The 21,542-nt window shown below is 69.5% G+C and carries 19 protein-coding genes; 9 read left to right on the top strand and 10 right to left on the bottom strand.

Annotated features, from left to right (window positions below; translation table 11 throughout):
* Positions 1–108: 108 nt before the first annotated feature.
* Positions 109–3,324 (bottom strand): glycosyl hydrolase family 18 protein, encoded by a 3,216-nt coding sequence (locus tag P3T41_RS18480; RefSeq protein ID WP_280690999.1) that lies wholly within the window; start codon positions 3,322–3,324, stop codon positions 109–111.
* Positions 3,325–3,645: 321 nt separating this feature from the next.
* Here P3T41_RS18480 and P3T41_RS18475 point away from each other — a divergent pair, with 321 nt between their 5' ends.
* Positions 3,646–4,308 carry a sigma-70 family RNA polymerase sigma factor gene (locus P3T41_RS18475; protein WP_280690997.1) on the top strand — a complete coding sequence of 221 codons (663 nt, stop codon included), beginning with the start codon at positions 3,646–3,648 and terminating at the stop codon, positions 4,306–4,308.
* Positions 4,305–4,547: a zf-HC2 domain-containing protein gene (locus P3T41_RS18470; RefSeq protein ID WP_280690996.1), complete on the top strand. Its 243-nt coding sequence runs from the start codon at positions 4,305–4,307 to the stop codon at positions 4,545–4,547. The genes P3T41_RS18475 and P3T41_RS18470 overlap by 4 nt, the downstream gene beginning before the upstream one ends.
* Before the next feature lie 10 nt (positions 4,548–4,557).
* Here the strand turns inward: P3T41_RS18470 and P3T41_RS18465 are convergent, their stop codons facing one another.
* A complete protein-coding gene (locus P3T41_RS18465) occupies positions 4,558–4,788 on the bottom strand; it encodes a zf-HC2 domain-containing protein (protein WP_280690995.1) in 231 nt (76 codons plus the stop codon).
* A gap of 330 nt (positions 4,789–5,118) precedes the next feature.
* Between P3T41_RS18465 and P3T41_RS18460 the strand changes: the two genes are divergently transcribed.
* A complete protein-coding gene (locus P3T41_RS18460) occupies positions 5,119–6,345 on the top strand; it encodes a SpoIIE family protein phosphatase (RefSeq protein ID WP_280690994.1) in 1,227 nt (408 codons plus the stop codon).
* Between the two features lie 616 nt (positions 6,346–6,961).
* On the opposite strand, the gene P3T41_RS18455 is transcribed toward P3T41_RS18460, so the two are convergent.
* The 4 genes from P3T41_RS18455 to P3T41_RS18440 form a co-directional block, all read right to left on the bottom strand.
* Positions 6,962–9,934, bottom strand: a complete 2,973-nt coding sequence (locus tag P3T41_RS18455; RefSeq protein ID WP_280690993.1) for a serine protease — start codon at positions 9,932–9,934, stop codon at positions 6,962–6,964.
* A gap of 179 nt (positions 9,935–10,113) precedes the next feature.
* Positions 10,114–10,455: a trypco2 family protein gene (locus P3T41_RS18450; protein WP_280690992.1), complete on the bottom strand. Its 342-nt coding sequence runs from the start codon at positions 10,453–10,455 to the stop codon at positions 10,114–10,116.
* A 189-nt stretch (positions 10,456–10,644) separates the two neighbouring features.
* Positions 10,645–11,214, bottom strand: coding sequence for a peptide deformylase (locus P3T41_RS18445; RefSeq protein WP_280690991.1), 570 nt, complete (start codon positions 11,212–11,214; stop codon positions 10,645–10,647).
* Positions 11,211–12,161 carry a helix-turn-helix transcriptional regulator gene (locus P3T41_RS18440; RefSeq protein WP_280690989.1) on the bottom strand — a complete coding sequence of 317 codons (951 nt, stop codon included), beginning with the start codon at positions 12,159–12,161 and terminating at the stop codon, positions 11,211–11,213. The genes P3T41_RS18445 and P3T41_RS18440 overlap by 4 nt, the downstream gene beginning before the upstream one ends.
* 165 nt (positions 12,162–12,326) lie before the next feature.
* Here P3T41_RS18440 and P3T41_RS18435 point away from each other — a divergent pair, with 165 nt between their 5' ends.
* Genes P3T41_RS18435 through P3T41_RS18420 form a run of 4 tightly spaced genes read left to right on the top strand, consistent with a single transcriptional unit; the run spans position 12,327 to position 16,301 of the window.
* Complete coding sequence (locus tag P3T41_RS18435) at positions 12,327–13,481, top strand: glycosyltransferase (protein ID WP_280690988.1); 1,155 nt, start codon at positions 12,327–12,329, stop codon at positions 13,479–13,481.
* The gene (locus tag P3T41_RS18430) at positions 13,478–14,182 is read left to right on the top strand and encodes a hypothetical protein (RefSeq protein ID WP_280690987.1); all 705 of its coding nucleotides are present in this window, start codon (positions 13,478–13,480) and stop codon (positions 14,180–14,182) included. Before P3T41_RS18435 ends, P3T41_RS18430 begins: the two co-directional genes overlap by 4 nt.
* On the top strand, positions 14,179–15,414 hold the full coding sequence (locus tag P3T41_RS18425) for a glycosyltransferase (protein WP_280690986.1): 1,236 nt from the start codon (positions 14,179–14,181) through the stop codon (positions 15,412–15,414). The genes P3T41_RS18430 and P3T41_RS18425 overlap by 4 nt, the downstream gene beginning before the upstream one ends.
* Positions 15,411–16,301, top strand: a complete 891-nt coding sequence (locus tag P3T41_RS18420) for a glycosyltransferase family 2 protein (protein WP_280690984.1) — start codon at positions 15,411–15,413, stop codon at positions 16,299–16,301. The genes P3T41_RS18425 and P3T41_RS18420 overlap by 4 nt, the downstream gene beginning before the upstream one ends.
* Here the strand turns inward: P3T41_RS18420 and P3T41_RS18415 are convergent.
* Positions 16,259–16,759 (bottom strand): ATP-binding protein, encoded by a 501-nt coding sequence (locus P3T41_RS18415; RefSeq protein ID WP_280690983.1) that lies wholly within the window; start codon positions 16,757–16,759, stop codon positions 16,259–16,261. The genes P3T41_RS18420 and P3T41_RS18415 overlap by 43 nt on opposite strands.
* A 104-nt stretch (positions 16,760–16,863) precedes the next feature.
* On the opposite strand from P3T41_RS18415, the gene P3T41_RS18410 reads away from it, so the two are divergent.
* Both P3T41_RS18410 and P3T41_RS18405 read left to right on the top strand, forming a co-directional pair.
* Positions 16,864–17,781 carry an FkbM family methyltransferase gene (locus P3T41_RS18410; protein WP_280690982.1) on the top strand — a complete coding sequence of 306 codons (918 nt, stop codon included), beginning with the start codon at positions 16,864–16,866 and terminating at the stop codon, positions 17,779–17,781.
* A gap of 88 nt (positions 17,782–17,869) precedes the next feature.
* On the top strand, positions 17,870–18,346 hold the full coding sequence (locus tag P3T41_RS18405; RefSeq protein ID WP_280690981.1) for an NUDIX hydrolase: 477 nt from the start codon (positions 17,870–17,872) through the stop codon (positions 18,344–18,346).
* A gap of 104 nt (positions 18,347–18,450) precedes the next feature.
* On the opposite strand, the gene P3T41_RS18400 is transcribed toward P3T41_RS18405, so the two are convergent.
* The 3 genes from P3T41_RS18400 to P3T41_RS18390 all read right to left on the bottom strand — a co-directional run bounded on the left by P3T41_RS18400 (position 18,451) and on the right by P3T41_RS18390 (position 21,320).
* Positions 18,451–18,780, bottom strand: a complete 330-nt coding sequence (locus P3T41_RS18400; protein ID WP_280690980.1) for a hypothetical protein — start codon at positions 18,778–18,780, stop codon at positions 18,451–18,453.
* Between the two features lie 206 nt (positions 18,781–18,986).
* The gene (locus tag P3T41_RS18395; protein WP_280690979.1) at positions 18,987–20,747 is read right to left on the bottom strand and encodes a mobilization protein; all 1,761 of its coding nucleotides are present in this window, start codon (positions 20,745–20,747) and stop codon (positions 18,987–18,989) included.
* A 6-nt stretch (positions 20,748–20,753) separates the two neighbouring features.
* Positions 20,754–21,320 carry a MobC family plasmid mobilization relaxosome protein gene (locus P3T41_RS18390; RefSeq protein ID WP_280690978.1) on the bottom strand — a complete coding sequence of 189 codons (567 nt, stop codon included), beginning with the start codon at positions 21,318–21,320 and terminating at the stop codon, positions 20,754–20,756.
* Positions 21,321–21,542: the final 222 nt, after the last annotated feature.

The following is a 21,542-nucleotide window of genomic DNA, read 5'->3' as shown; positions in this document are numbered from 1 at the left end:
ATCGTACCGGCAAGAGCCGTCCGGCCCGGACCGCCGAGCGGTCCGGGCCAGCCGGCGCCCGAGGGCCCGCGCCGCGCGTGAACGCCACGCGGACCCCTCGGCGTCGGATCAGCCCGTGCCGGTGGCCGCCTTGACGAGGGTGGCTGCCGGGTCGTCGGACTCGAGGGAGTACATCATGACGCCCGCAAGCCCCTTGTCGCCGATGTACTGACGCTTGAAGGCCAGCGACTGCGGGCTCTCTATGCTCCAGAAGTTCGTTCCGTCATAGATCCACGCACTGTCCGTGGTCTGGTCGAAGAACGTGTGGGCGGTCGTGATCTTGCCTGCCGCCTTCAGCTCCTTGTAGTCCGCCACGCCCGGCTGCGCGGAGTCGGCGAACGCTGCCGTCGGCCCGGTCACGCTCTGGTACAGGCCGTGGGTCGTGCCGGCGGGTACCCCGGTCCAGCCCCGGCCGTACAGCGGGACGCCGAGGATCATCTTGCCGGCGGGGAAGCCTCGCTGCAGAAGGGTGTTGACGGAGGCGTCCACCGTGAACCCCGTTCCGGCCGCCGGGCTGGACGGCGAGTCGTACAGGGGTGCCTGGGCGTTGGTCGGCCCGTGCGTGTCGAAGGCGCCGTGGTAGTCGTAGGCCTCGACGGTGCCGAAGTCGAGGTACTGGCTCATGGCCGCGGGCTGCAGTTGGGCGATGTTGGCCGGACCGGCGGGCAGGACGGCGGTCGTCAGGTAGTGCTTGCCGCCGCCCAGGGCGTTCAGCTGGGTACGGAACTCCTGCAGCAAGGCGACGTAGTTCGCACCGTCCTGCGGGGAGTGGAAGTTGCCGACGTGGCCCAGGTCGGTTCCCGGGAACTCCCAGTCCAGGTCGAAGCCGTCGAAGATGCCCGCGGCCGCACCCGGGCCGCCGGCCGGGTCAGGGGCGAGCTTGGGCAGGTTGCCCTTGATGTACAGGTTGATGCACGAGCTGACGAACTTCTGCCGGGACGCAGCCGTCGCCGCGACCTTGGAGAAGTACTTCGAGTAGGTGTACCCGCCGAGCGACACCAGCATCTTCACGTTCGGGTACTTGGCCTTCAGCTCCTTGAGCTGCTGGAAGTTGCCGCGCAAGGGCTGGCTGTAGGTGTCGGCCTTGCCGTTGACGCTGGTGCCGGCGGTGTACTCCTTCTGGTAGTCGGCGTACGCGTCGGAGGACCCGTCGTTGCCGGAGACGCTGTTCGGGTCGCTCACCGACGGCTTGTTGGCCGCGAAGCAGGTCAGGTTGACCGGGTCGATGTTCTCGAACGCGTAGTTCAGCACCGTCAGCCTGCCGGCGATACCCTCGGTGTCCAGATTCTTCGGGTAGAAGGCGTTGGCGTAGGTCGACCAGCTCGTGTAGTAGGCGATCCGCTGGGCGGGCTTGCCAGGGTTCGGCGGCTGCACCGTCAGGTTCTCGAAGGTGTCACCACCACCGCCGGAGTCGTCGGGCCCGTCGTGATCGGCGGTCGGCGCACCGGCGGGGTCGAAGGGCGTGTAGAACCAGTCCTGGTTGGGCTGGAAGTTGCAGGTGTAGACGTCCAGGTAACCCCGGCTCGGATCCTGGGGGTTGCCCGCGACGTCCAGGCAGAGGCTGTGGTTGAGAACGCTGACGAACAGGGTCGTGCCGTTGTTCTGCGGTTCGGGTTGCCATCGCTGGCTCTGCTGACCCGAGCAGTTGTAGATCACCAGCTCCCGTCCGCTCACGGCCGACGTGCTGTTGTGGATGTCCAGGCACCTGCCGCTGCCCACACCCCGAAAGGACACCGACGCGTCAGGATAGGGCACCACGTTCCAGCCCTGGTTGACCATGAGGTCGCGGTGGTAGGAGATGACCCTCGAGTCGTTCGTCGTCCCGCCTCCCGACACGTCCATGATCCCGCCGTCCCCGATGGACTCCAGGGCGATCGGGTCCGAAGGCGGTTTCTGCACCGGGACGTTCGCGTTCGCCGGGGTGTAGGTCGGCGTGAAGATGAACCGCTCGTTGGGCGTGTTGTCGCAGGAGTAGAGGATCGTGTTCGTCTTGTTGTTCGGGTCGCTCTGGCCGCCACTGAGGTTCATGCACAGACCGGGCAGGAACGCGCTCAGGAACTCGTACTGACTGTTGCCCAGGTAGAGCGGTACCCAGCGCTGGCTCGGCTGGCCGGTGCAGTCGTACAGCGAGAGCGGGGTGCCGGCCCCGGGGTTCCGGTCGCTGTGGGTGATGTCGATGCAGCGACCGCTCCCCGTCCCCTGGAAGGTGACCTCCTCCTTGGGTGTGTCGGTGTAGAAGTTCACTTTCCAGCTCTGGTTGGCACCGCCGTTGCGGTGGTAGCCGACGATCGGGGTCAGGTTCGCGGTGCCCTGCCGGTCGACGTCCAGCACTCCCCCGGCCTGCATGTTCTCGATCGCCTGGGGTATCGGGGCGCCGGACGGCGAGGTGAACAGCTGCGTCGGCTCGGCCGCCGCGCGCAGCGGCCCGAACCCGACCGCGTAGTGGTCGGCCGAGGCGCCGGTCAGCCGCTCGGTCACGGCCGGCGCGGCACCGGTGGTGTAGACGGCGTAGTCGAGTTCGCCTCCCGACTGCTGGGTCGCCTGCCCCGTGGTGGCACGGGCCGAGCCGACGGGAATCTGGAGACTGCTGGGCTCCCGGTTGAAGTCGCCGATGGCCGCCCAGGCCTCGACCCTGTTCCGCCCGGTCACGAAGGTCCTGATCGCGTTGACCAGGGCAGGGGCATCGCCGCCGCCGGTGTCCGACCGTGCATGGACATCGAAGTACCAGGTGGTGCCGTACAGCAGACCCAGGGGCGCCCGGCCATGACCGGTCGGGTTCGGAATCGCGGCGACCGCGTCGGCCGCCCGGTGCGCGACGATCGCGAGATTGTTCCGGCCGCCCAGGTATCGCGGCTGTCCGATGGCGGTGTTGCTGTTGGGATCGGTCTGGAGGAAGTAGACGTCCAGGTTGGTCATGCCGCTCGTCCACTGCGAGTGCGTCACCTGGTTCGCCGCCCCGATGTTCGGCAGGTTCACGGCGTTCGCGTTGGCCAACTGCGCGGCAGGTATGACCACCGGCGCCGTTCCCTGAGCCGGGGTCGGCGGCGCGGCGCCGACTTCCTGGAGCACGACGATCTGGGCCCGAGCGGCATAGCCGCCGACCGTCGTGGTCCATTTGCTGTCGCCACCAGCGGTGGCCCCCTGCATGTTGTACGTGATGACCGGAAGATCACCCAACGTCGCGGCGGCCGGCCCGGCGGTCAGCACGCTCACCGCGCCTGCCAGGCACATGGCCAGCAGCACGGCAACGGACCGCCGCCTCCTGCCGGTTGTCGATCTGAACATCGGCTTCCCCTCCCTGCGAGGCAAGCGAGGTCACCGCCGAGCGGTGACCTCGGGACCGTCGCCACATCGCGGTCCGCAGGAGTAGTCCCGCTTCCCGGCCCAGCGTTACAGCGTCGACCCGGGAGCCGCTCAGGCAGGACGCCGGGCGCCGGGGCGGCCGTGACGCGGTATCGGCACAGCTCGGGTGTGCCGACACCGCCAGAACTGGGAAGCCACGGGCGGCGTTTGACTGCCTACCAAAGCCTTCCGCCGGCGCGGAGGGCCAGACGGGATGGGTATCGTGCGGTGAGCGCCCCTGTATCCCGACCGCGAGGAGCCTTCGTGGCACGCGATGTCCCACTGCCGCCCGACGACGAGATGGTGGAGCGTCTTCGCGGCGGGGACGAGGCGGCCTTCGCGCTCGTCCTGGACCGCTGGTCACCGTCGATGCTGCGCCTGGCCAGGTCGTTCGTGTCCACGAACGCGACGGCCGAGGAAGTGGTGCAGGAAGCCTGGCTCGCCGTCATCCAGGGCCTCGCCCGCTTCGAGGGGCGCGCCTCGCTCAAGACCTGGGTGTTCCGCATCCTGGTGAACACCGCCAAGACCCGGGGCGCCAAGGAGAGCCGCACCCTGCCGTTCAGCAGCCTGCTCCCCGAGGACGAGGGGCCCACCGTCGACCCGTCACGGTTCCGGTCCTCCGATCCCCACCCCGGCCACTGGAACCCGGGGCAGCGACCGCAGCCCTGGATGCTGCCGGAGGACGCCGCGCTGAACACCGAGGTCCGCGCCGTCCTCGCCGAAGCCCTGTCCGCGCTGCCCGACCGTCACCGGATCGTGGTGACGCTGCGTGACATCGAGGGCCACGGCTCCGACGAGGTCTGCGACATGCTGAACATCTCCCCCGGCAACCAGCGCGTGATCCTGCACCGGGCCCGAGCCGCGGTGCGCACGAGGCTCGAAAGCTACTTCAGCGCCGCCGCCGCGCAGCACCAGGACGCGCCATGACCTGCTCCGAGCTCGTCGAGCTCGTCACCGGGTACCTCGACGGCGCGTTGGACGAGAGGTCCGAGACGCTCCTCGTCGTCCACCTGGATGGGTGCCCGTCCTGCCGGGCCCTGCTGGAACAGCATCGGCAGATCATCCGGCTCCTCGAGCCGACGGCCCTGCCCACCCCCCTGCCGACAGCCCTGCCGCCGGCGCGCAGGACGATCCTGCTGGCCGCGTTCCGCGACTCGTCTCGCTGAGGCGGAGCCGCTACCCGCGCCGGAATCCACGGAAGGCGGTCAGCAGTTGGTCCTTCGCCTGCTCCGACAGGCTGTCGGCGGGGAGCACGCCGAGGGTGTGGATGGTCTGCCGGAACTGCTCCAGATACGCCTCGCATCCGTCACAGGCGGCGAGGTGCTCGACGAAGCGCGCTTCGTCGGCCTCGGGCAGGGCGCCGTCGAGGAAGTCCGTGACCAACTCGACGAACTCGTCGCAGTCCACGCGTTCCCATCCCTTCACGCCGCACGCCCGTGCCACGAGGGTACCGGTGTCCGCCAGCGGCAGCGCTCGCCCAGCGTGGGCACCGCGACATGACGAAGGCCCGGACGCAGAGGCGTCCGGGCCTTCGTCTGCCCTGGCGGGCGGGTGCGGAGAATACGGGATTCGAACGCGTGAGGGGTTGCCCCCAGCACGCTTCCAGAACTGGGACCATGATCCGGTAGTGGCAACCTGTACGCCCTGGTCGCGTCGACGACGTCGCTCGGCAGCCTCCCCGCTCCTGCTCCTATCGTTGAACCACATGACTGCGGCGCACGGTGAGGCGGGCGGAGCATGACAGGCGCGGACATCGACTATGCGGCCGTGTTTCAGGCACTGCCTGGCATGGTGGCGCTGCTGACCCCTGAGCTGATGTACGCGGACGCGAACGAGGAGTTCGTGCGTATGTCCGGCCGTACACGTGAGCAGCTGGTGGGCAAGTACCTCTTCGACGTCTTCCCCGACAACCCGAACGACTCGACGGCGACAGGTGCGCGGAATCTGCGCGCGTCGCTCCTGCGGGTGCTGGAAACCGGGGAGCGTGACGCCATGGCGCTGCAGCGTTACGACGTCGAGTCCCTGGAGCGGCCGGGTACGTGGACGGAGCGGTACTGGAGCCCGGTGAACGCTGCCGTGCTCGGGCCCGACGGCCGTGCGGCCCTGCTCGTGCACCGGGTGGAGGAGGTGACCGAGCTCATCAAAGCCCGCGGTGGCACGGACGGCGGCCGGGCACGGGTGCTGGAGGCCGAGCTCTACACGCGGGCCCGCGAGCTGCAGGAGATCAACGAACGGCTGCGGCAGGCCCACGCCCGGGAACGCGAAGTGGCTCTCGCCCTGCAGGAGGCCATGCTGCCTGCCCCGAGACCGGTGGGCCACCACCGGGCTGCCGTGCGCTACCGGCCCGCCGTAGGCGCGCTGAACGTGTGCGGTGACTGGTACGACCTGGTCGACCTGCCCGGCGACTGCATCGGGGTCGCCGTCGGCGACGTCGTCGGTCACGGCCTCAGCGCTGCCTGTGTCATGGGTCTGCTCCGCAGTGCGTTGAGCGCGGCCTCACTCGTCGCCAGCGGCCCCGCCCAGGCGCTGGAGGTTCTCGGCCTGTACGCCCGCTCGGTCGATGGCGCCGAGAGCGCCACGGCTGTGGAGACCCACATCGACTGGGACACGCACACGATCAAGTACAGCAGCGCAGGCCATCCCCCGCCGGGCCTGCTGCACACCGACGGCACCGTCGAGTTGCTGGACCAGGCCACCGACCCGCCACTCGGTGCCCGCCCGGAACCCGTCCCCCGTCCGGAGGCAGCCATCGCATTCAGCGAAGGCGACACGCTCGTGCTCTATACCGACGGGCTGGTCGAACGCCGCCGTGAGGACATCGATACCAGCCTCGCCCGCCTCGCCAACTCCCTCAGGTGCCACCGCGGGCTCGCCCCAGAACCCCTCGCCGACGCACTCCTGCACGACCTCCTGCCGGTAGGCGGCGCCACCGACGACACCGCCCTGGTCATCGTTCGGCTCTGATCACGCCGAGCCGGCAGCTGTCCGGGGAGATGGAGGCTCTCGGGCGATGCCCGGCGCCGGGCACCCAGTGCTGTGTGAATGCGATGGTGGCGGTGTCGCTCAGGCGGTCGGGCGGGTCTCGAAGCCCACGAGCCCTTCGGGTTCCTCCTCGTGGACGCGGACCCGGTCCACCACGGGCACTGCGTGCGCGAAACCGGCAGGCAACAGCCGGCTCCGCTGCGGGCCGACACGTTGGTCGAAGCGGAGCTCCGGCATGAGGGAACGACGAAGGCCCGGACTGGTGAACAGTCCGGGCCTTCGTCTGCCCTGGCGGGCGGGTGCGGAGGATACGAGATTCGAACTCGTGAGGGGTTGCCCCCAACACGCTTTCCAATTCTGCACGGGGCTGTTCGTGAGAGTCCGCAGGAGTCCTGACCAGCGCGGCAAGGGGCACCGAAGCAGCTTCTGAATCTTGCTGGACGGTGGTGAATGAGACCAAAACTGAGACCATGCCAGCCGCCCAGCATCGAACGATTCGTCTATCAGAGGCAAGTAACCACGTGCTCTGCTTGGCGGTGACGAGCGGACGATCTGCGGATCACCGACGCGGGGCGACGGTGCGACGCAGGGGCCATCGTCAACCTTGTCTGTTCAGCGATACCCAGACCTGCACAGCATCGAAAGACTCGAGCGCCGTTTGCATATCGTCCGGCCCTGCAGCCTCTGGACCCCAACCGGAGGTGAGGATCAGCAGCAAGCCGTCCCGTTCTCGGATGAGCTCGGCGACCGTGGCCGTGACGTGGGCAGCCCAAGTCTCCACTGTGTACTGCAGGTACACCTCGTCCTCAAGCAGCTGTAGCGCTACGAACCGTGGATCGGCGCTGGGAATTCGCGACTTCCACAGTGGCTCAGCGCCTAGTGAGAAAGGCGAGTCCTTACGGGCCTCCGCGTGCCCAACTACTTTCCAGACGCTCCCTTCAAGAACGAGATGTGTTTGCTCAAGGCTCGGGTTGACCACTATCGCAGGGTAGAGCGTTCCCGCACCGTCGGGAATGGCCACGGCAATCGAGAGCCAACTCACGGCCGCCGATGGTGTGTACTCACGCAGAGCAGTGTCGTTCCAGCGAGGAAACCGGCACAGCCCTAGGTGGTAAATCGTGGCCTGTCCGTGGTTGTAGTCGTCGGTTATTTCAAGCGCAGGCGCCCCCTCTCCCAGGTGGTAGCCACAGTCCAAACAGTCACCCGCCCATAGAGTGCTCATGAGGAGACGAATCTCATCTTGGCCGAGCCGTTCGAGCGTGTCCTGGCTGACTGCGAGCGCCTTCAGGCCAGGCACTCCGTCGTCGGCTTCAATGATCTGCCAGGTTCCCGCGTATCCATCTGCTCGCGCCACGTCCCACCAATGCTTCGCTCTGTCGGTATTGCCCAGGGCATTGGCGATGATGCCCGCCATATGTGCCTGGTCGGCATCCCCGAGGCGGGCTTCTTCGATGGAAGTGCGGTAGGCACGCGTCAAGTAGTCAGAGGCTGCTTCCACCTGGTGTCCAGCGATGAGGGCTCCTGCGTAGAACAGCATCGCTATGGGTAGGTCCGCGTCGGCTGCTGCGCGCAATGCCTCGAGGGCTTCTTTGGACTCCCATCGTCCACGGAGCCACTGCGCGTAGCTGAAGGCGCTGAACGCGTCGCCGCACTCGGTGCCGCGCTTCCACTGGTCCACGGCTCCTTCTTTGTCCCCCATGCGCTCGAGGACGGTGCCGAGTGGGCCGTGGGACTGCTCAAGCCCTGTCGCGACTGCTCGGCTGTACCAGTCACGTGCTGACTGGAGGTCTCCCAGTTGCTGCATCAGGCTGCCCATATTGTGGGCCCCTGCAGGGTCTCCCAACTCCGCTGCTCTGAAGAACCATTGGGCTGCCTCCGCCTCTCTCCCGCCTCGCGCGAGCATGGCGCCAACGGTGCTCATGGCGTCGGTGTCCCCCTGCTCGGCAGGGGTTGCCCACAGGGAGGCGGCGACATCGAATCTCCGTGCGGCACGCGCCGTCATGGTCACCAGGGTTCGACGCTTGTCATCTACGAGGGCGAGGGCCTCGTTCCAGACGTGGTCAGGGATGCTCGCGGGATCGTGGCGTCGGGCCATATCGGACACCAGGTAGTCGAACGGCCGCCAGCGATCTGCCGAAACCGGGATCAACGGGCTTGTCACGCCCAGCAAGATGGTGGCAGCCCACCGCCAAGCATCTCCCAGAGGTTCGGGGCGAAGAGCGGCGCCGCCAGAGGCTTCAAGGTAGTACTCATGGAGCCGCTCGATCGATTCCGCGGGCGAGGCCGCGTCGAGGCCCGTGCGCGCCAAGTCGATGGAAGCCGCGACCAGTGCCGCTCCCCGCGGATGCCCGCCGACGCGCAACGCCCGCTTCCATTGCTCCAGCACCTGAGGCCCAGCTGCGAGATACTCAGCTACGCCATGCGCTTGGTCGGCCCGAAGCGCCTCATCTACGCGCGGATCCGACATGGCTGCGGCTGACGCCCGCTCTGTCTTTGTCCACCGGCGCTCCAGTTCCACGAGGCTCGCGCGCCGGAGTATGAGCGAAGCCGCGCGAGAGATGCCAGGCACCTGCTCATTCCAGTCTTGCAATCCGGGTGGTCGGCTGAGCAGGTCGCAGTATTCGGACCTTAGCGTTCCCAAGATCACTACTCGTGCTCGGCGGAGACCTTCCAGCACGGCGAGTGTGAGGCCGTCGGGACGCAGGTATAGATGCAACTCGTCCAACCACAGCACGCCAGGCATCGCCGACTCTTCGACCATCGCCGGGACCAGGTGCCGCAGATCCGCATCGGGCTCGGGGAAGTAGACGCTCCGCGACGGGAAGTTGCGCTTCATGGCTTCGAACATGGATCGGCTCTTGCCTGCTGCGGAGTCTCCGATGGCGAGGAGCACACCGCCAGCCGCGCCGATGGCGTCCATTTTCCGGTCGAGTTCGGCATCACTCTCGCGTGGGATGTACGGGACCTGCGGCGGATGGCCTTCGATCTCAGCGATCCTGTGCGCGCCGAAGTCGCTGGCACTGGTCTCCGAGATGGGTTTGCAGATGTACGCGTAGCCCGCGTCACGCGCCATATCGCCGTGCTGGGCGTGAAGCGAGACAATGGTGGGCGGCGTGCCAACGTGATGGGTGAGGGTCTGCATGAAGGATGCGTCGGCCAGGAGTGTTGCAACGGGGATCGCGTCGACACGGGTGTGGGCCCAATGGCTCGGGTCGCCGGCCACCACCCCCGCCAGCACGGCACCAGCGAATACGGCAGCCCCGGACAGTCCTGCCCAGGGCGAAGCTCCGCCGACAGCTGGCGGCGCCGCATGAACGCTGTCAAGTACGTGCCGGCCGCGCATCAGGGAGGATCCCGGCTTAAGAGTTCCAACAATCTGTTCGGTGTCGGGGCGGCCGTCTCCGTAGCGCGAGACTGCGGGATAACCCACAGCCTCACAACCCGGCACGGCACTGAGGTCGTCGCTCGTCCCCCAGAGGACATCGGTGAGGTGGCGGTCGGGCTCGACCAGATCGCTCTCAGCCAGCAGCAGAGCGGCATCGCAGGCGCTGTCGTGGCGAATCCACACCACCGAGCAAGCGTGCACGCCGGTCCCGCCCGGGACCGCTGCTGTCGCGGCTCCTCTGCTTACGACGTGCGCGCTAGTGAGCACCAGGCGCGGGCTGATTAGGTATCCGCTGCCCTGCTGTACTGCCTGGACCAGGACGATGCGGTATCTGGAAAGAGAGCCCACTCACTTGCTCCTCTTCGTCACAGCTCTCGCTCCGGGGCGAAGGCCGACAGGTCGGCTGCTCGTTCATTGGCGATATCTAGTGACGCACCAGTACTGCGGTCCCGGGGTGTGAGAGTGAGGGACACCGTGTGGGTCCGGCGCCGTCCCCGGGAGGCCGAGGCGTCACCAGTAACAACCCAAGTTTTGAAGCCCGCCTTCGCGTTGGCATCGGTATGGATCTCCACAGTGAATTCCAGATGGATCTCTCCGACCTCGAAGCCAACGCGTTCGCTCGCGCCGTTCAATGCGGCCGTCTGCAGCTCGTCACGCAAGCCCTGCACGACCGCAGAGAGTTCCACCCCGCCCAATGGCTGAGTCACTCGTTCCCCTACCTTCCAGACCCGAGGTCGGCGGCCTGTTGGTGACCGCCCAGCCTCTAACGGCTAACACGTTTCGTGCTTGCCTGATCGAAGGTTCGGGAAATCTGGCCGAAATACGCGGTCCCAGAGCCAGGAGAGCACGGAACCCTCGGCCTAGCGTCGAGGGCGCAGCTGGCTCTACTGCATCGGCTACTCCTCGTAGGACCAGGCACGGCCGGTCTGCCGGTACTGCTCGACGGGGATGGGCTCGACACCGGTCCTCATCCGCGCGCTGTACAGCAGGCCGTCGAGGTGGTCGATCTCGTGGTGGATCAGGCGGGCGAGCCCGCGCTCGTAGGTGGTGACCATCGCCTGGCCGTCCAGGTTGGTGGTCTCCACGGTGATCCGCAGTGGACGGGGAACCAGGCCGCGTACGTCGAAGAAGGACAGGCAGCCTTCGAACTGTTCGTCTGCCTCGTTGGAGCGGTCAGTGATGCGCGGGTTCAGCAGGACGATCGGCGGGGTGTCCGGGTCGGCGGGCTGGACGATGGCGGCGGCCCGGCCGATCCCGATCTGCGGTGCCGCGATGCCCATGCCTTTGGCGAAGGGGTGGACCTGGCCGATGCGCTCCATCGCGGCGAACAGCTTCTCGACGGCCTCCTCGGCGCTCTGGCGCTCGGTGGGCAGGTCGAAGGGGTGGGCGGGCTCGGCGAGGATGGGGGCGCCCTCCTGGACGACGCCGAGGTCGCGCATCTGGTCGCTGGGCCGCACCTGGATCACCTGAACTCCCCTTGGGTCGTGTCGCGTTCGGGTCGGGCCCGGAAACGCCATTCCAGACGGTACCGGGCATGGAGGGCGGGCGTGGACGTGCTCCAGGCGAAGAGACGCAAACCATCCTCCTCGCGCCGGATCGGGGCGGTCCGCAGCGGCACCGCTTCGGCGGTCATCGACGTCTCGGTACCCCACACCGCCGGGTCGAGCTCGGCGGGGAAGGCGAGTTCGACTTCCAGGTGCTCGGTGGGCAGGCGGACCGCGCGCTGGAACCAGCGGCCCCACTTCTCCTCACCGACCGAGTAGGCGTACTCGATCCACACCGACTCACCCGGGTACAGCGGGAAGCGGCCATGCTCGTTCTCGAAGACCAGCCAGATCTCCTTGAACGCGTCGCGGTCGTGCTTGGCTTGCCAGCGCATCGCCTCCCCGTGGCAGGTCGCGGTCAGCGCGAGCTCCTCCCAGGTCAGCGGGTGCTCGCGGTAGTGCGCGTTGGAACGCTCCGGCTCACCGGGGTAGCGGTCGACGCTGATGCGGATCAGGTAGCGGGTGATCGGCTCGCTGCCTGTGTTCCGCAGCAGCCGGCGCATCGTCAGCCGGTAGCTGGAGCCGTCGAAGTCCAGGCGGGCGGCGTCGTGCTCGACGATGATCGCTGAGCCGGTCGCGTACGGCTGCTCTGCCCGGCGGGGCGCCGGCGGGGCGGCACCCGGTGCCGTCCGGTTCCTGGCCGCCTCGTAGTCCAGCCAGCGCTTCCACAGGGCCTTGCCCGCGTTCAGGGTCTCCTCGGCCCGGCGGGCGAAGTCCTCGGTGGGCTTGTGCCGTCCGGACTCCACGTGGCTCACGTACGACGGGTCGAAGCCCATCTTGATGGCCAACTTCCGCTTGGACAGGCCCCGCACCTCGCGCCAGTGGGCGACCTCCGCAGCGAACGCCTCCGCGGCCTGCTCAACCGTCAAGACCTCGTCCCGCGCGCCCATCAACGCCCCCGCCCTGGCTGCCGGATGAGATGAATGAACCGTGAGTGATCCCGATTCATCATTCTGTCACGGTGCCGCTCGCCAGTTTCCTTCTTTTACCGACCCGGGTCGAGCCCCGGGCTCCGAGAAGGAAGGTCGCACCCCATGCGTCTGCTCTACCTGCTCAACGTCTCCAACTCCAGCCGGCTGACCGCCGACTCCGGCTTCACCTTCGCCGACCTGCTCGCCCCGGCCCTGGTCAATGCCGGGGTGGAGGTGACCATGGCCTCGCCGGTCCCGGCCGGCGACGAGCGCGTGCACTTCACGCGGACCGCCTCGCCGTCCACCAAGTACCGAGCCCGCTTCAACCCGGGCATGGGCGCCCTGGTGCGGCTGTTCCGGCGCCACCGGCCCGAGGTGGTGGTGGCTAACCAGATCGAGGCCGCACCAGCGATCCGCGCCGCCCTGCTGGAGGCAGGGGTGGACGCGCGGATCGCTGGCTACTGCCACTACCTGCCGTTCTCCTTCACCGACACCGGCACGCTGGAGCTGGACCCGGCGATGGACGACGGCGGGCTGGGCCGCAGCGTGCTGCTGGCCTTCGCCGCCGGCCTGGCGGCCTGCGACCGCGTCCTGGTCCACTCCTCCACCGCCGCCTCCTGGACCGCCGCGGTCGCCGCCCGCACCAGCGTGGAGCTCGACGAGAAGCTGCACGTGGTCCCCGCACCCAGGGACGTGCGCCTGGTGCGCGACCCGGCCGACGTCACCCCGCCGGAAGGGCGGGCCACCGGCATCTACAACCACCGCCTGTATGCCCACTACGGCACCCACCGCTTCACCCAGCTCGCCCGCCACCTCGTCGCCGAGGCCCCGGTGCGGCTCACCGTGATGGACCTGTTCGGCACCCGCAGCCCCGAGCGCATCCGCCTGGACCCCAGCCCCGAGCGGCACTTGGAGGAGCTCGCCGCCGTGGACGGCGTCGCGGTCGCCTCCGACCGTGGCGACCGCGTGCGCTACCGCAACCTGCTCGCCGAATCCCACTTCGGCATCGCGCCGTTTCGGCCCGGCTGCCCTTGGTCCATGTCGGTGATCGACTGCCAGGCCATGGGCCTGCCCGTGATCGGCCCGCGCACTGGCTGGCTGGCCGAGCACATCGACCCCGAGCTGCTGTTCGACACCGACGACCAGGCCGCCCGGATCGCCGGGCGCCTGGCCACCGACCCGGAGTTCTACCAGCTGCACGCCAAGCGCGCATACGCCTCCACCGCCGATCTGACACCCGAGGCGGTCGCCGCCCGCTACCTGGAGGCGATCAAGTGACCGGCTTCGACGCAGTCCAGCTCTCCTACGACGAACCGCTGGCCGACTCCCTGCACACCCGCCTGGCCCGCGTGCTGGGCGGCACCGTCAAGCGCCTGCACGGAGTCCGCGGGATGCGACGCGCCTACCGGCTCACCACCGAACTGGTCGACACCGACCAGTTCTTCCTCGCCGATGGCGACTTCGCCATCGACTCCGATTTCCCCGCGGCCACAGTGCAGCCGCTGGCCGAGGGGGTGTCGATGCGGGTCTGGCGGGCCGTCAACCCGGTCAACGGCCTGACCTACGGCTACGGCGGCCTCAAGCTGATCCGCACCAGCGCGCTGCGGGAGATGGGCCAGGCCGTCGACGTGCTCGCCGCACTGCCCGGACGCGTTGAGTTCAGCGAGCACACCGCAGGCACCACGCTGTTCAACCAGGGTCCGTTCCACGCCTGGAAGGCGGGCTTCCGCGAGTGCGCGATGCTCGCACGCGGCAGCGAGTACGGCATGACCGACACCTCCGCCCAGGAACGCATCATGGCCTGGACGACCAGCAAGGACGGCGACTTCGCCCGCTACGCGGCAGCCGGCGCCCGCGACGGGTGCGACTTCGCCCACCAGGCGGCCCGCGACCCCAAGCGGTTCGAGGCGCTCAACGACCCGACCTGGCTGCACCGGCACTTCACCGCACTGCACGGCGAACAGGCGATCGCCGGATGAGCACCAGGACCGAGCCGCTGGTCCTGATCGAGCCGTACGCGCACCTCGGTGGCGGGCACCACCAGCGCACGCTGACCGCGCTCGCCGCCGCTCGCCCGGGTGCCCTGGTCATCACCCCGCAGGGGATCGCCGACGGGCCCGGCCCGCTGTTGCGGGCCGGCTCCTGCATCGCCGCCGGACCGGTGGGTCCGGCGGCGAAGGTCCTGCTGGCCGGTGCGCGAGCGGCGGCACGCGTCTCGACCGCCGGTAAGCGGCTCTTCCGCTCTCGCCGCTGGCCGGTGAGGCTGCGTCGGCTGCCGCACCAGGTCACCCTGGTCGCCCGCTGCCTGACCGAGGCGGCATGCCTTCGCACCGCCCGCCACCTCGCCCCGCAGCCGGCGGCGGTGGTGATCCTCAGCGCGAGCGAGGCCCTGCACGGCGCCGCAGCCTTGCTCGGGGGCGGCCAGCACCTGAGGTTCGTCCACGAGCTGGTCGCCAGCGAGGACCGGCCGCTCCGCTGGTTGGGTCGGCTCGCCCGCCGGAGCGAGAAGCACGTGGTCGCGCTGTACCCGACCAGCGCGGTCCGCGACCAGCTCCAGCGGGGTTTTCCCCGGCTGCCCGGCCGGGTGCGGGCGTTCGCGGTCGACGACGGCCGGTGCCTGACCGAAGCCGAGCGCGAGGGTGCCCGCTCCGCCTTCACCATCCCCACCGGTGCGAGGGCGGTCTGCCTGGTCGGCGGCTGGTGGCCGTACAAGGACATCGCCACCGTCGACGCCGCCCTGGCCCGCCTCACCAAGCCGCTGCACCTGCTGGTCTGCGGCACCCCGCTGGACGACGCGGTACTCGAACGCTGGCACCGCCTGCCCCTCGTCCGGGTCCACACCGTGCCCGGCCCGGTCGGCGAAGACGTCCTTCGGCTCGTCTACGCGGCCGCCGACGCCGCCTTGGTGGCCCGGCGTCCCGGGATCGGCAAGGAGTCCGGGCTGGTCATGGACGCCGCCCGGCTCGGGGTGCCGCTGGTCGTCTCCGACCACGATCCGGACCTGACCGAGCGCCTCGCCGGGCAGCCCTGGGCCCGGCTCTTCCCGGCCGGCGACCCGGACAGCCTCGCCGCCGCACTGGACCGGCTGGCTGCCGGACTGCCAGAGCGGCCGGGGCCGCAGGCCCCCGCGGTGCTGGACATGCTCCCGGCCACCGAGCAGGCCGCCTACCTCACCGACACCTACACCGACCTGGCCAAGGAGTGCCGATGACGCCCGCCTTCCCTGCCCTGGTCGCCGTGGTCGGCCCGGTCGAACCGGCCCTGCTGACCGCGTGGACCGCCCATTACCGCCAGCTCGGCGTCGAGCGTTTCCACCTCGCCTTCCACTTCCCCGAGCACGTCCCCGGCGCCTGGCGCCACCAGATGCTGGACACCGCCCGCGCACTCGACCTGCCCACCGGCCAGGTCAGCACCGGTCCGTGGCACGAGCACACCAACACCGAACTGCGCGACGCGCTGCGCGAACAGGCGGGCCCGGGTTGGCACCTGCTCGCCGACTCCGACGAGTTCCACACCTACCCGGCCCCGCTCACCGAGGTCACTACGGCGGCGGAGGAGAACGGCCGGGCGGTGGTGGGCGCCCTGATGCTCGACCGCGTCAGTGCCGACGGCCGCCTCGCCCTGTGGCGCCCCGAGAGCGGGCTCGACCGCGCCTTCCCGCTCGGCGGCCACCTCACCCACCGCCTCCTGCACGGAGACCCCCGCAAGATCGTCCTCGCGCTCTCCGACGTCGCCGTCGCCTCCGGCAACCACCGCGCCCCCGGCCGCCAGCCCGACCCGCACGCGCTGGCATGCGTCCACCACTTCAAGTGGCGCTCCGGCGTCCTGGATGACCTGCGTCGCCGCGTCGACCACTTCACGACCGGCGCCTGGACCGAGCACACCCCGGCCGTCCGGACCGAGGCCACGCGCCTGCTGCAGCACATCGACCGCCACCAGGGCCGCATCGACGTCTCCGACCCCCGCCTGGGCTTCCGCCACGTCACCCTCGACGGCCTGCCCGACGGCTGGGCCGCCGAAGCCGCCCAGATCCACGCCGCCTGGCGCCCTCCTCGTCAGAGCCGGCCCGGCTCCACGATCTCCTCGCCCTCGCCCTGAGGCACCTCGAACCGGGCGAAGAAGTCGTCCAGAGCCTCAGGGGTCACGATCAGCGCGTTCGCGTCGCCCCGCCGGTTGCGCTCGGTCAGCCTGCGCAGCAGCTCGTCCCGCTCGACGGGGAAGTACAGCAGCCGCCACCGGCCGCCGGCTGACTCGACCAGCTTCTTCATCGCGTCGCGGTCCTTGCGCGGCCACAGCCCGTGGTCCCAGACCACGTCCCGGCCCTCTCCGATCAGCTCGGCCAGCCGATCGTGCAGCTCGTCGACGACCGGAGCCTCCTTCTCGAAGTAGCTGTGCTCCGGGTAGTCGACGCTGTACCGGCCGTGCCGCTCGTGGACGACCTCGTCCACCGACAGCCGCACAGCACCCTGCGGCTCAAGCTCCCGCTGAGCGTAGGTCGTCTTCCCCGAACCGGTGAGCCCCACCAGCAGGAACACCACCGAGTCACTATCGGTCACCGACAACTCCCCTCACCGCCACCAGCGTTCACCGGCAAGTCTGCCACCACTGCGGACCCCGGGAACCGCGTTCCGCACCCGCCGCCACTCGAAGGAGCACACGCGTGCCCGCATCCGCCTTCGCCCGCCTCCTGCGGGCCTACGTCCGCCACGCGCCCGGAACCGTCGGCAAGGCCCAGCTCGTCGACCGCTTCCTCGACGACCACCTGCGGATCCACCCTGTCCACACCACCGCCAGGTTGCGCTCGGGCGACACGGTCACCGTCACCACCAGCGACGTCATCCAGCGCTACCAGTACCTCTTCGGCGATTGGGAGCCGAACCTGAGCGCCTTCCTGCGCGACTGCCTGCGGCCCGGGGACACCTTCATCGACGTCGGAGCCCACCGCGGCGCGTTCAGCCTCCTGGCCTCCCACGCCGTCGGCTCCCACGGCCGAGTCGTCGCCATCGAGCCCACCCCGCAGTTCCACGACGACCTGACCGTCGCGGCCACCACCAACCACCAAGCCAACATCCGCGCGGTCCGCGCAGCCGCCTCCGACATCACCGGCACGCTCACCCTCTACCTGGAGGACCCGGCCAACCTCGGCCACACCACCGCCATCCGGCCCCGCCACGTCCACACGGCCTTTCATGTGCCAGCCGCGCCGCTCGCGGAGCTGGTCAGCCAGGCCGAACTCTCCACCGCCCGGGTCATCAAGATCGACGTCGAGGGCGCCGAGGCGGCAGCGGTCAGGGGACTGCTGCCCGCGATCCCACACCTGCGTGAGGACGTGGAGCTGGTCGTGGAAGTCACCCCCAGGCTCCTGGCCAAGCAGGGCGAGAGCGCCGCCGGCATCATCGACACCTTGCGCGAGCACGGCTTCCACGTCTACACGCTCACCAACGACTACGACCCGGCCACCTACCCCCGGGCCATGCGTCGGCCGCAGCCGCCCGTCCGGTGCACCGAGACCCCGGAGCAGATGACCGACCTGGTCTTCTCCCGCACCGACGCCGACCGCCTCACGCTCGGGCGCTGAGCACCCAAGCGATCCGAGAAGCGGAGCCAGCCCGGCCACCCGCCTGGCTCGCCGACATCCTCCGGCACTTCGACAAGGAGTGGGTACCGTGACCACCACCAGCGTGATGAACAGCCGCAACGCGGTCTGCGTGATCGTCCACGACAAGGACACCGACACGATCCCCGCCGTGCTCTACGCCGCTCGCAACTGGTCCCCGCTGCCGGCCTGGACCGTCCCGGGCGGCAAGGCCGAGCCCGGCGAAGCCCTCGACGAGGCCGCCGCCCGCGAACTCAAGGAGGAGACCGGCCTGCTCGTCGACCCGGCAGATCTCGTTCTCGTCCACGTCGTCCACGTCGAACAGGGCTGGGACCTGGCCGGACCGTTCGTCCTCTTCGTCTTCGCTACCGACACCTGGACCGGCGAGCTGACCAACACCGAGCCGGACAAGCACCTGGCCGCCCAGTGGGTTGCCGTAGACCGCTTCCCCGAGCCCGCGTTCCCGACCTCCGCGCAGGCCCTGGCCGCGTACCGGGAGGGAGGTCCCTCCTTCTCCCGCTACGGATGGTCGGTCACTGCGGCGTGATGGCGTCAGCAGGCTGGGGCTGGGAGTTTGGTGCACCTTTCCCAGCACGGCAAGTGGGTGGGGCCAACGCTGAACAGCGTTGGCCCCACCCGGCCTTGAGCGCACTAGTTCCAAATCACTCCCGCGAACAGCCCGTCGAACGCGAGTGCCCGCATGGCGGTGTCGTAGTCGTCCCACTCGTGTTCGGGTTCGGTGTAGTGCTGGTCGAAGTAGGCGCGGGTGAGGTCGGGCTCGGGCCACTCGGCCGCGCAGCGGCAGCGGACGAAGACCTGGGGGCCGACATTCAGGAGGAGCCAGTCGCGGCGGGCGTGGCAGTTGAGGCAGGTGATGGGGATGCCGCGGGCGTCGAGTTCGCCGGGGTGGGGGACGGCGCGGATGACGGGCTGGTAGGGCTCAAGGCGGGGGTTGTAGAAGTCGTGGTCGTAGTCGGTCATGCGGTCCTTCCGCGTTGGTGGCGAGTTGCAAGGACCACAAGACGTACGGCGGCCGGGATGGTTCCTGGCCGCCGCAGAAGACATCAAACCGACATCTCAGCAGTGCTGTTGGCCTGCTGACGGGGTGGATCGGATGGCCTTGTGGCTGGTCGGCGTCGTGATGAGGCGTGGATCTCGTCGCGCGGCGGGTGTGCGGGTGCTGGCGGTCAGCGGCGTCGGGGCTGATTCCCGGTTGGCTGGAGGGCGGTTATGGGGGCTGGCGTGGTGGTCAGCGGGCCGGTGGGCTGGCGGGGGAGTGCCCTTGCGGCGCGGGAGCGCATGAGAGCTGCCTCGGCGGTGCGGTTGGGTGCGGGGTTGCGGCTGGTGTGTTGGATGCGGCCGATGAGGACCTTGGCGGGTAGGCGGGCGGTGGTGAGTTCGCGGCGGGCGGCGGCGTCGGTGAGGAGTTGGCGGGGTTGGTGGCCGCTGGCTTCGGCGTCGGCGAGGACGGTGGCCAGGGCGGGCCAGTTGGGGTCGGCGAGGATCCGTGTGGCGTGCTCGGGCACGGCGGAGCGGACGTCGCTGGCGAGGGTGTTGCAGACTTCTTCCTTGGGCTGGCGGTTGGCGAGGGCGGCGAGTTGCGGTGCGGCGGCCTGGTCGTAGGCGGTCTGCAGGTGCTGGACGGCCTGGCTGGCGGCTTCGGCCTGCTGGTGGTGGCCTCGGCTCTGGTGCCAGCGTCCGGCGAGGATCGCGGCCCAGACGAGGGTGGCGAGAAGGACCGTGAGGGTGCTGCCGTCCTTGCCGTCGGCGGCGTGGATGACGTCACGGGCGGCGTGGCGCAGGTCGGCTGCGGCGCGGTGTTCGGCGCGGATCTGGGAGCGCTGGGCTCGGGCGAACGTCCTTGTGGCGGCTCGTAGTTCGGCGCGTAGTTCGGCGGGTGCGGTCTGGGAGGTGGCCTCGATCAGTTCGCCCAGTGCGGTGATCTGGGCCTGCGCGAGGCTGCCGTCACCGTCGCCGCTGCCGGCCGGGTCGCTGTCGGCGAGGTCGGTGTGGAGGGTGTCGAGGGCGTCGAGGGCGTCGGTGGCGCGTGTCCAGGGGGTGCCGGGCCGATTGCGGCGGGCGGTGGGGTGCTCCTCGGGCTGGCCGTCTTCGAGGAGGGCCTGGAGCTGGGGCAGGGACAGGTCGGGGGCGATCTTGCTGCCGGGGATGTAGTTCGGCTGGCCGTTCTTCTTCAGGTCGTCGGGGTGGGCGGCGGAGTAGCTGGCCAGGTCGCCGGAGGGCAGGCGGCGGAGCTTGACCTCGATGCCCTCGGCCTGGAGGTAGGCGAGGAGTTCCTCGATGTTGGCGGCGTGGGGGATGGCGGCGCGGATTCGCTCGTCGAGCCATGCGCGGGCGGGCTGTTCCCAGCCGAGGCGTTTGGCCTTGTGCATCTCGCCCTGGGTCGGCCGCTTGGCGGCGGTGCCGTCGCCGGTGCCGAGCTGACGCAGGCCGTAGTTCCTCTCGATCTCGCGGCACTCGGCTCCGGCGCGCTCGCCGCTCTTGTGGAGCTTGGGACGGCGGCCGTCCTCGCGGACGCTGGTGGCGAGGATGTGGATGTGGTCATCCGCGTGGCGCACCGCGATCCACCGGCAGGCGAGGTCGTCACCTTCGGGGGCGATGCCGGCGGCGCGGACGATGCGCTCGGCGATCTCGCCCCACTCGGCGTCGGAGAGATAACGGTCCTCAGGGGCGGCGCGGACGGGGCAGTGCCAGACGTGGTCGGTGACCGGCTTGCCGGGCTCGCTGTTGCGGAGCTTGACCGGCTCATCGAGGTAGCGGGCGAGTTCGGTGAGCGTGGCGCGCTCGTCGCGGCCGGGGTCGGGCATGCCGAGCATGGCGAAGCCGGCGACGATGTGCGGGTCGTGGTGCTCGTCGTGGCGGCCGGGCCCGTAGAGGTAGGCGAGCAGACCGCGGGTATTCGAGCCGGGGTCCTTGATGGGCGCGATCATGGCGGGTCAGGCTTCCTGGTCGGCGGGCTGACGGACGGCTTCGGCGATCTCCGCGAGGAGGCGGTGCAGCTCGTCGAGGGTCTGGCGGGCGTCGACGGGGGGTTCGTAGCCGCCGTTGAGGGCGTGGGCGATCTGGTTGACGTTGTTGCCGATGCGGTTGAGCGCGCGGATGACCTGGGTGCGGAAGTGGTGGAGCTTGCGGCGTTCTTCCGCGAGCGGCAGGTCGACGAAGAACCGGCCGTCGATGAAGGCCAGGGTGACGTCGGCGGCGAACCCGCCGGGGCTGCGGTAACCGTTGGCGGCGGCGGAGATATCTAGGTGCGCGCGTTCCTCGGGCCGGAACTGCAGAGGGCCGACGCGCTTCTCGCGGTTGACGCCGTTGAAGCGGCGGTTCGAGCGGTGGGCGCTCTGCTCGACGTGCTCGGCGGCGGAGCTGTCGTCGTCGGCGCTGTCGCTTTGGCGCACGGGGGCGAGGACTTCTTGCTGGACGGTGAGGAGCTTGTCCGGGTCGTGGCCGCCCACGGCCGCGACCTCCAGGCCCGGCGCGCCCTCGCGCTGGGCCGTCTCCGCCACCCCTGGGGCGGAGACTCCCCCACTCCGGCTGTAAGTCGGAGTTGGGGGACTACTGGCTCCACCAGGTGCTTCTTTTCCGAAGGCTCGCCGCCAAAGAGCCTTCAGTGTATGGGACTTCGGACGCTCGTCGGGGCCTTCCGCGGTGTGGTCGGCGTGGTGCTGGTCGTGTGTCACGGCTGGGCTCCCGGTAGAGCGGTCGGTGGGCCGAGCAGGTCGTGGCCC

This window comes from Kitasatospora sp. GAS204B (assembly GCF_029892155.1).
Taxonomy (GTDB): domain Bacteria; phylum Actinomycetota; class Actinomycetes; order Streptomycetales; family Streptomycetaceae; genus Kitasatospora.
This window is presented reverse-complemented; position numbering and strand designations above follow the sequence as displayed.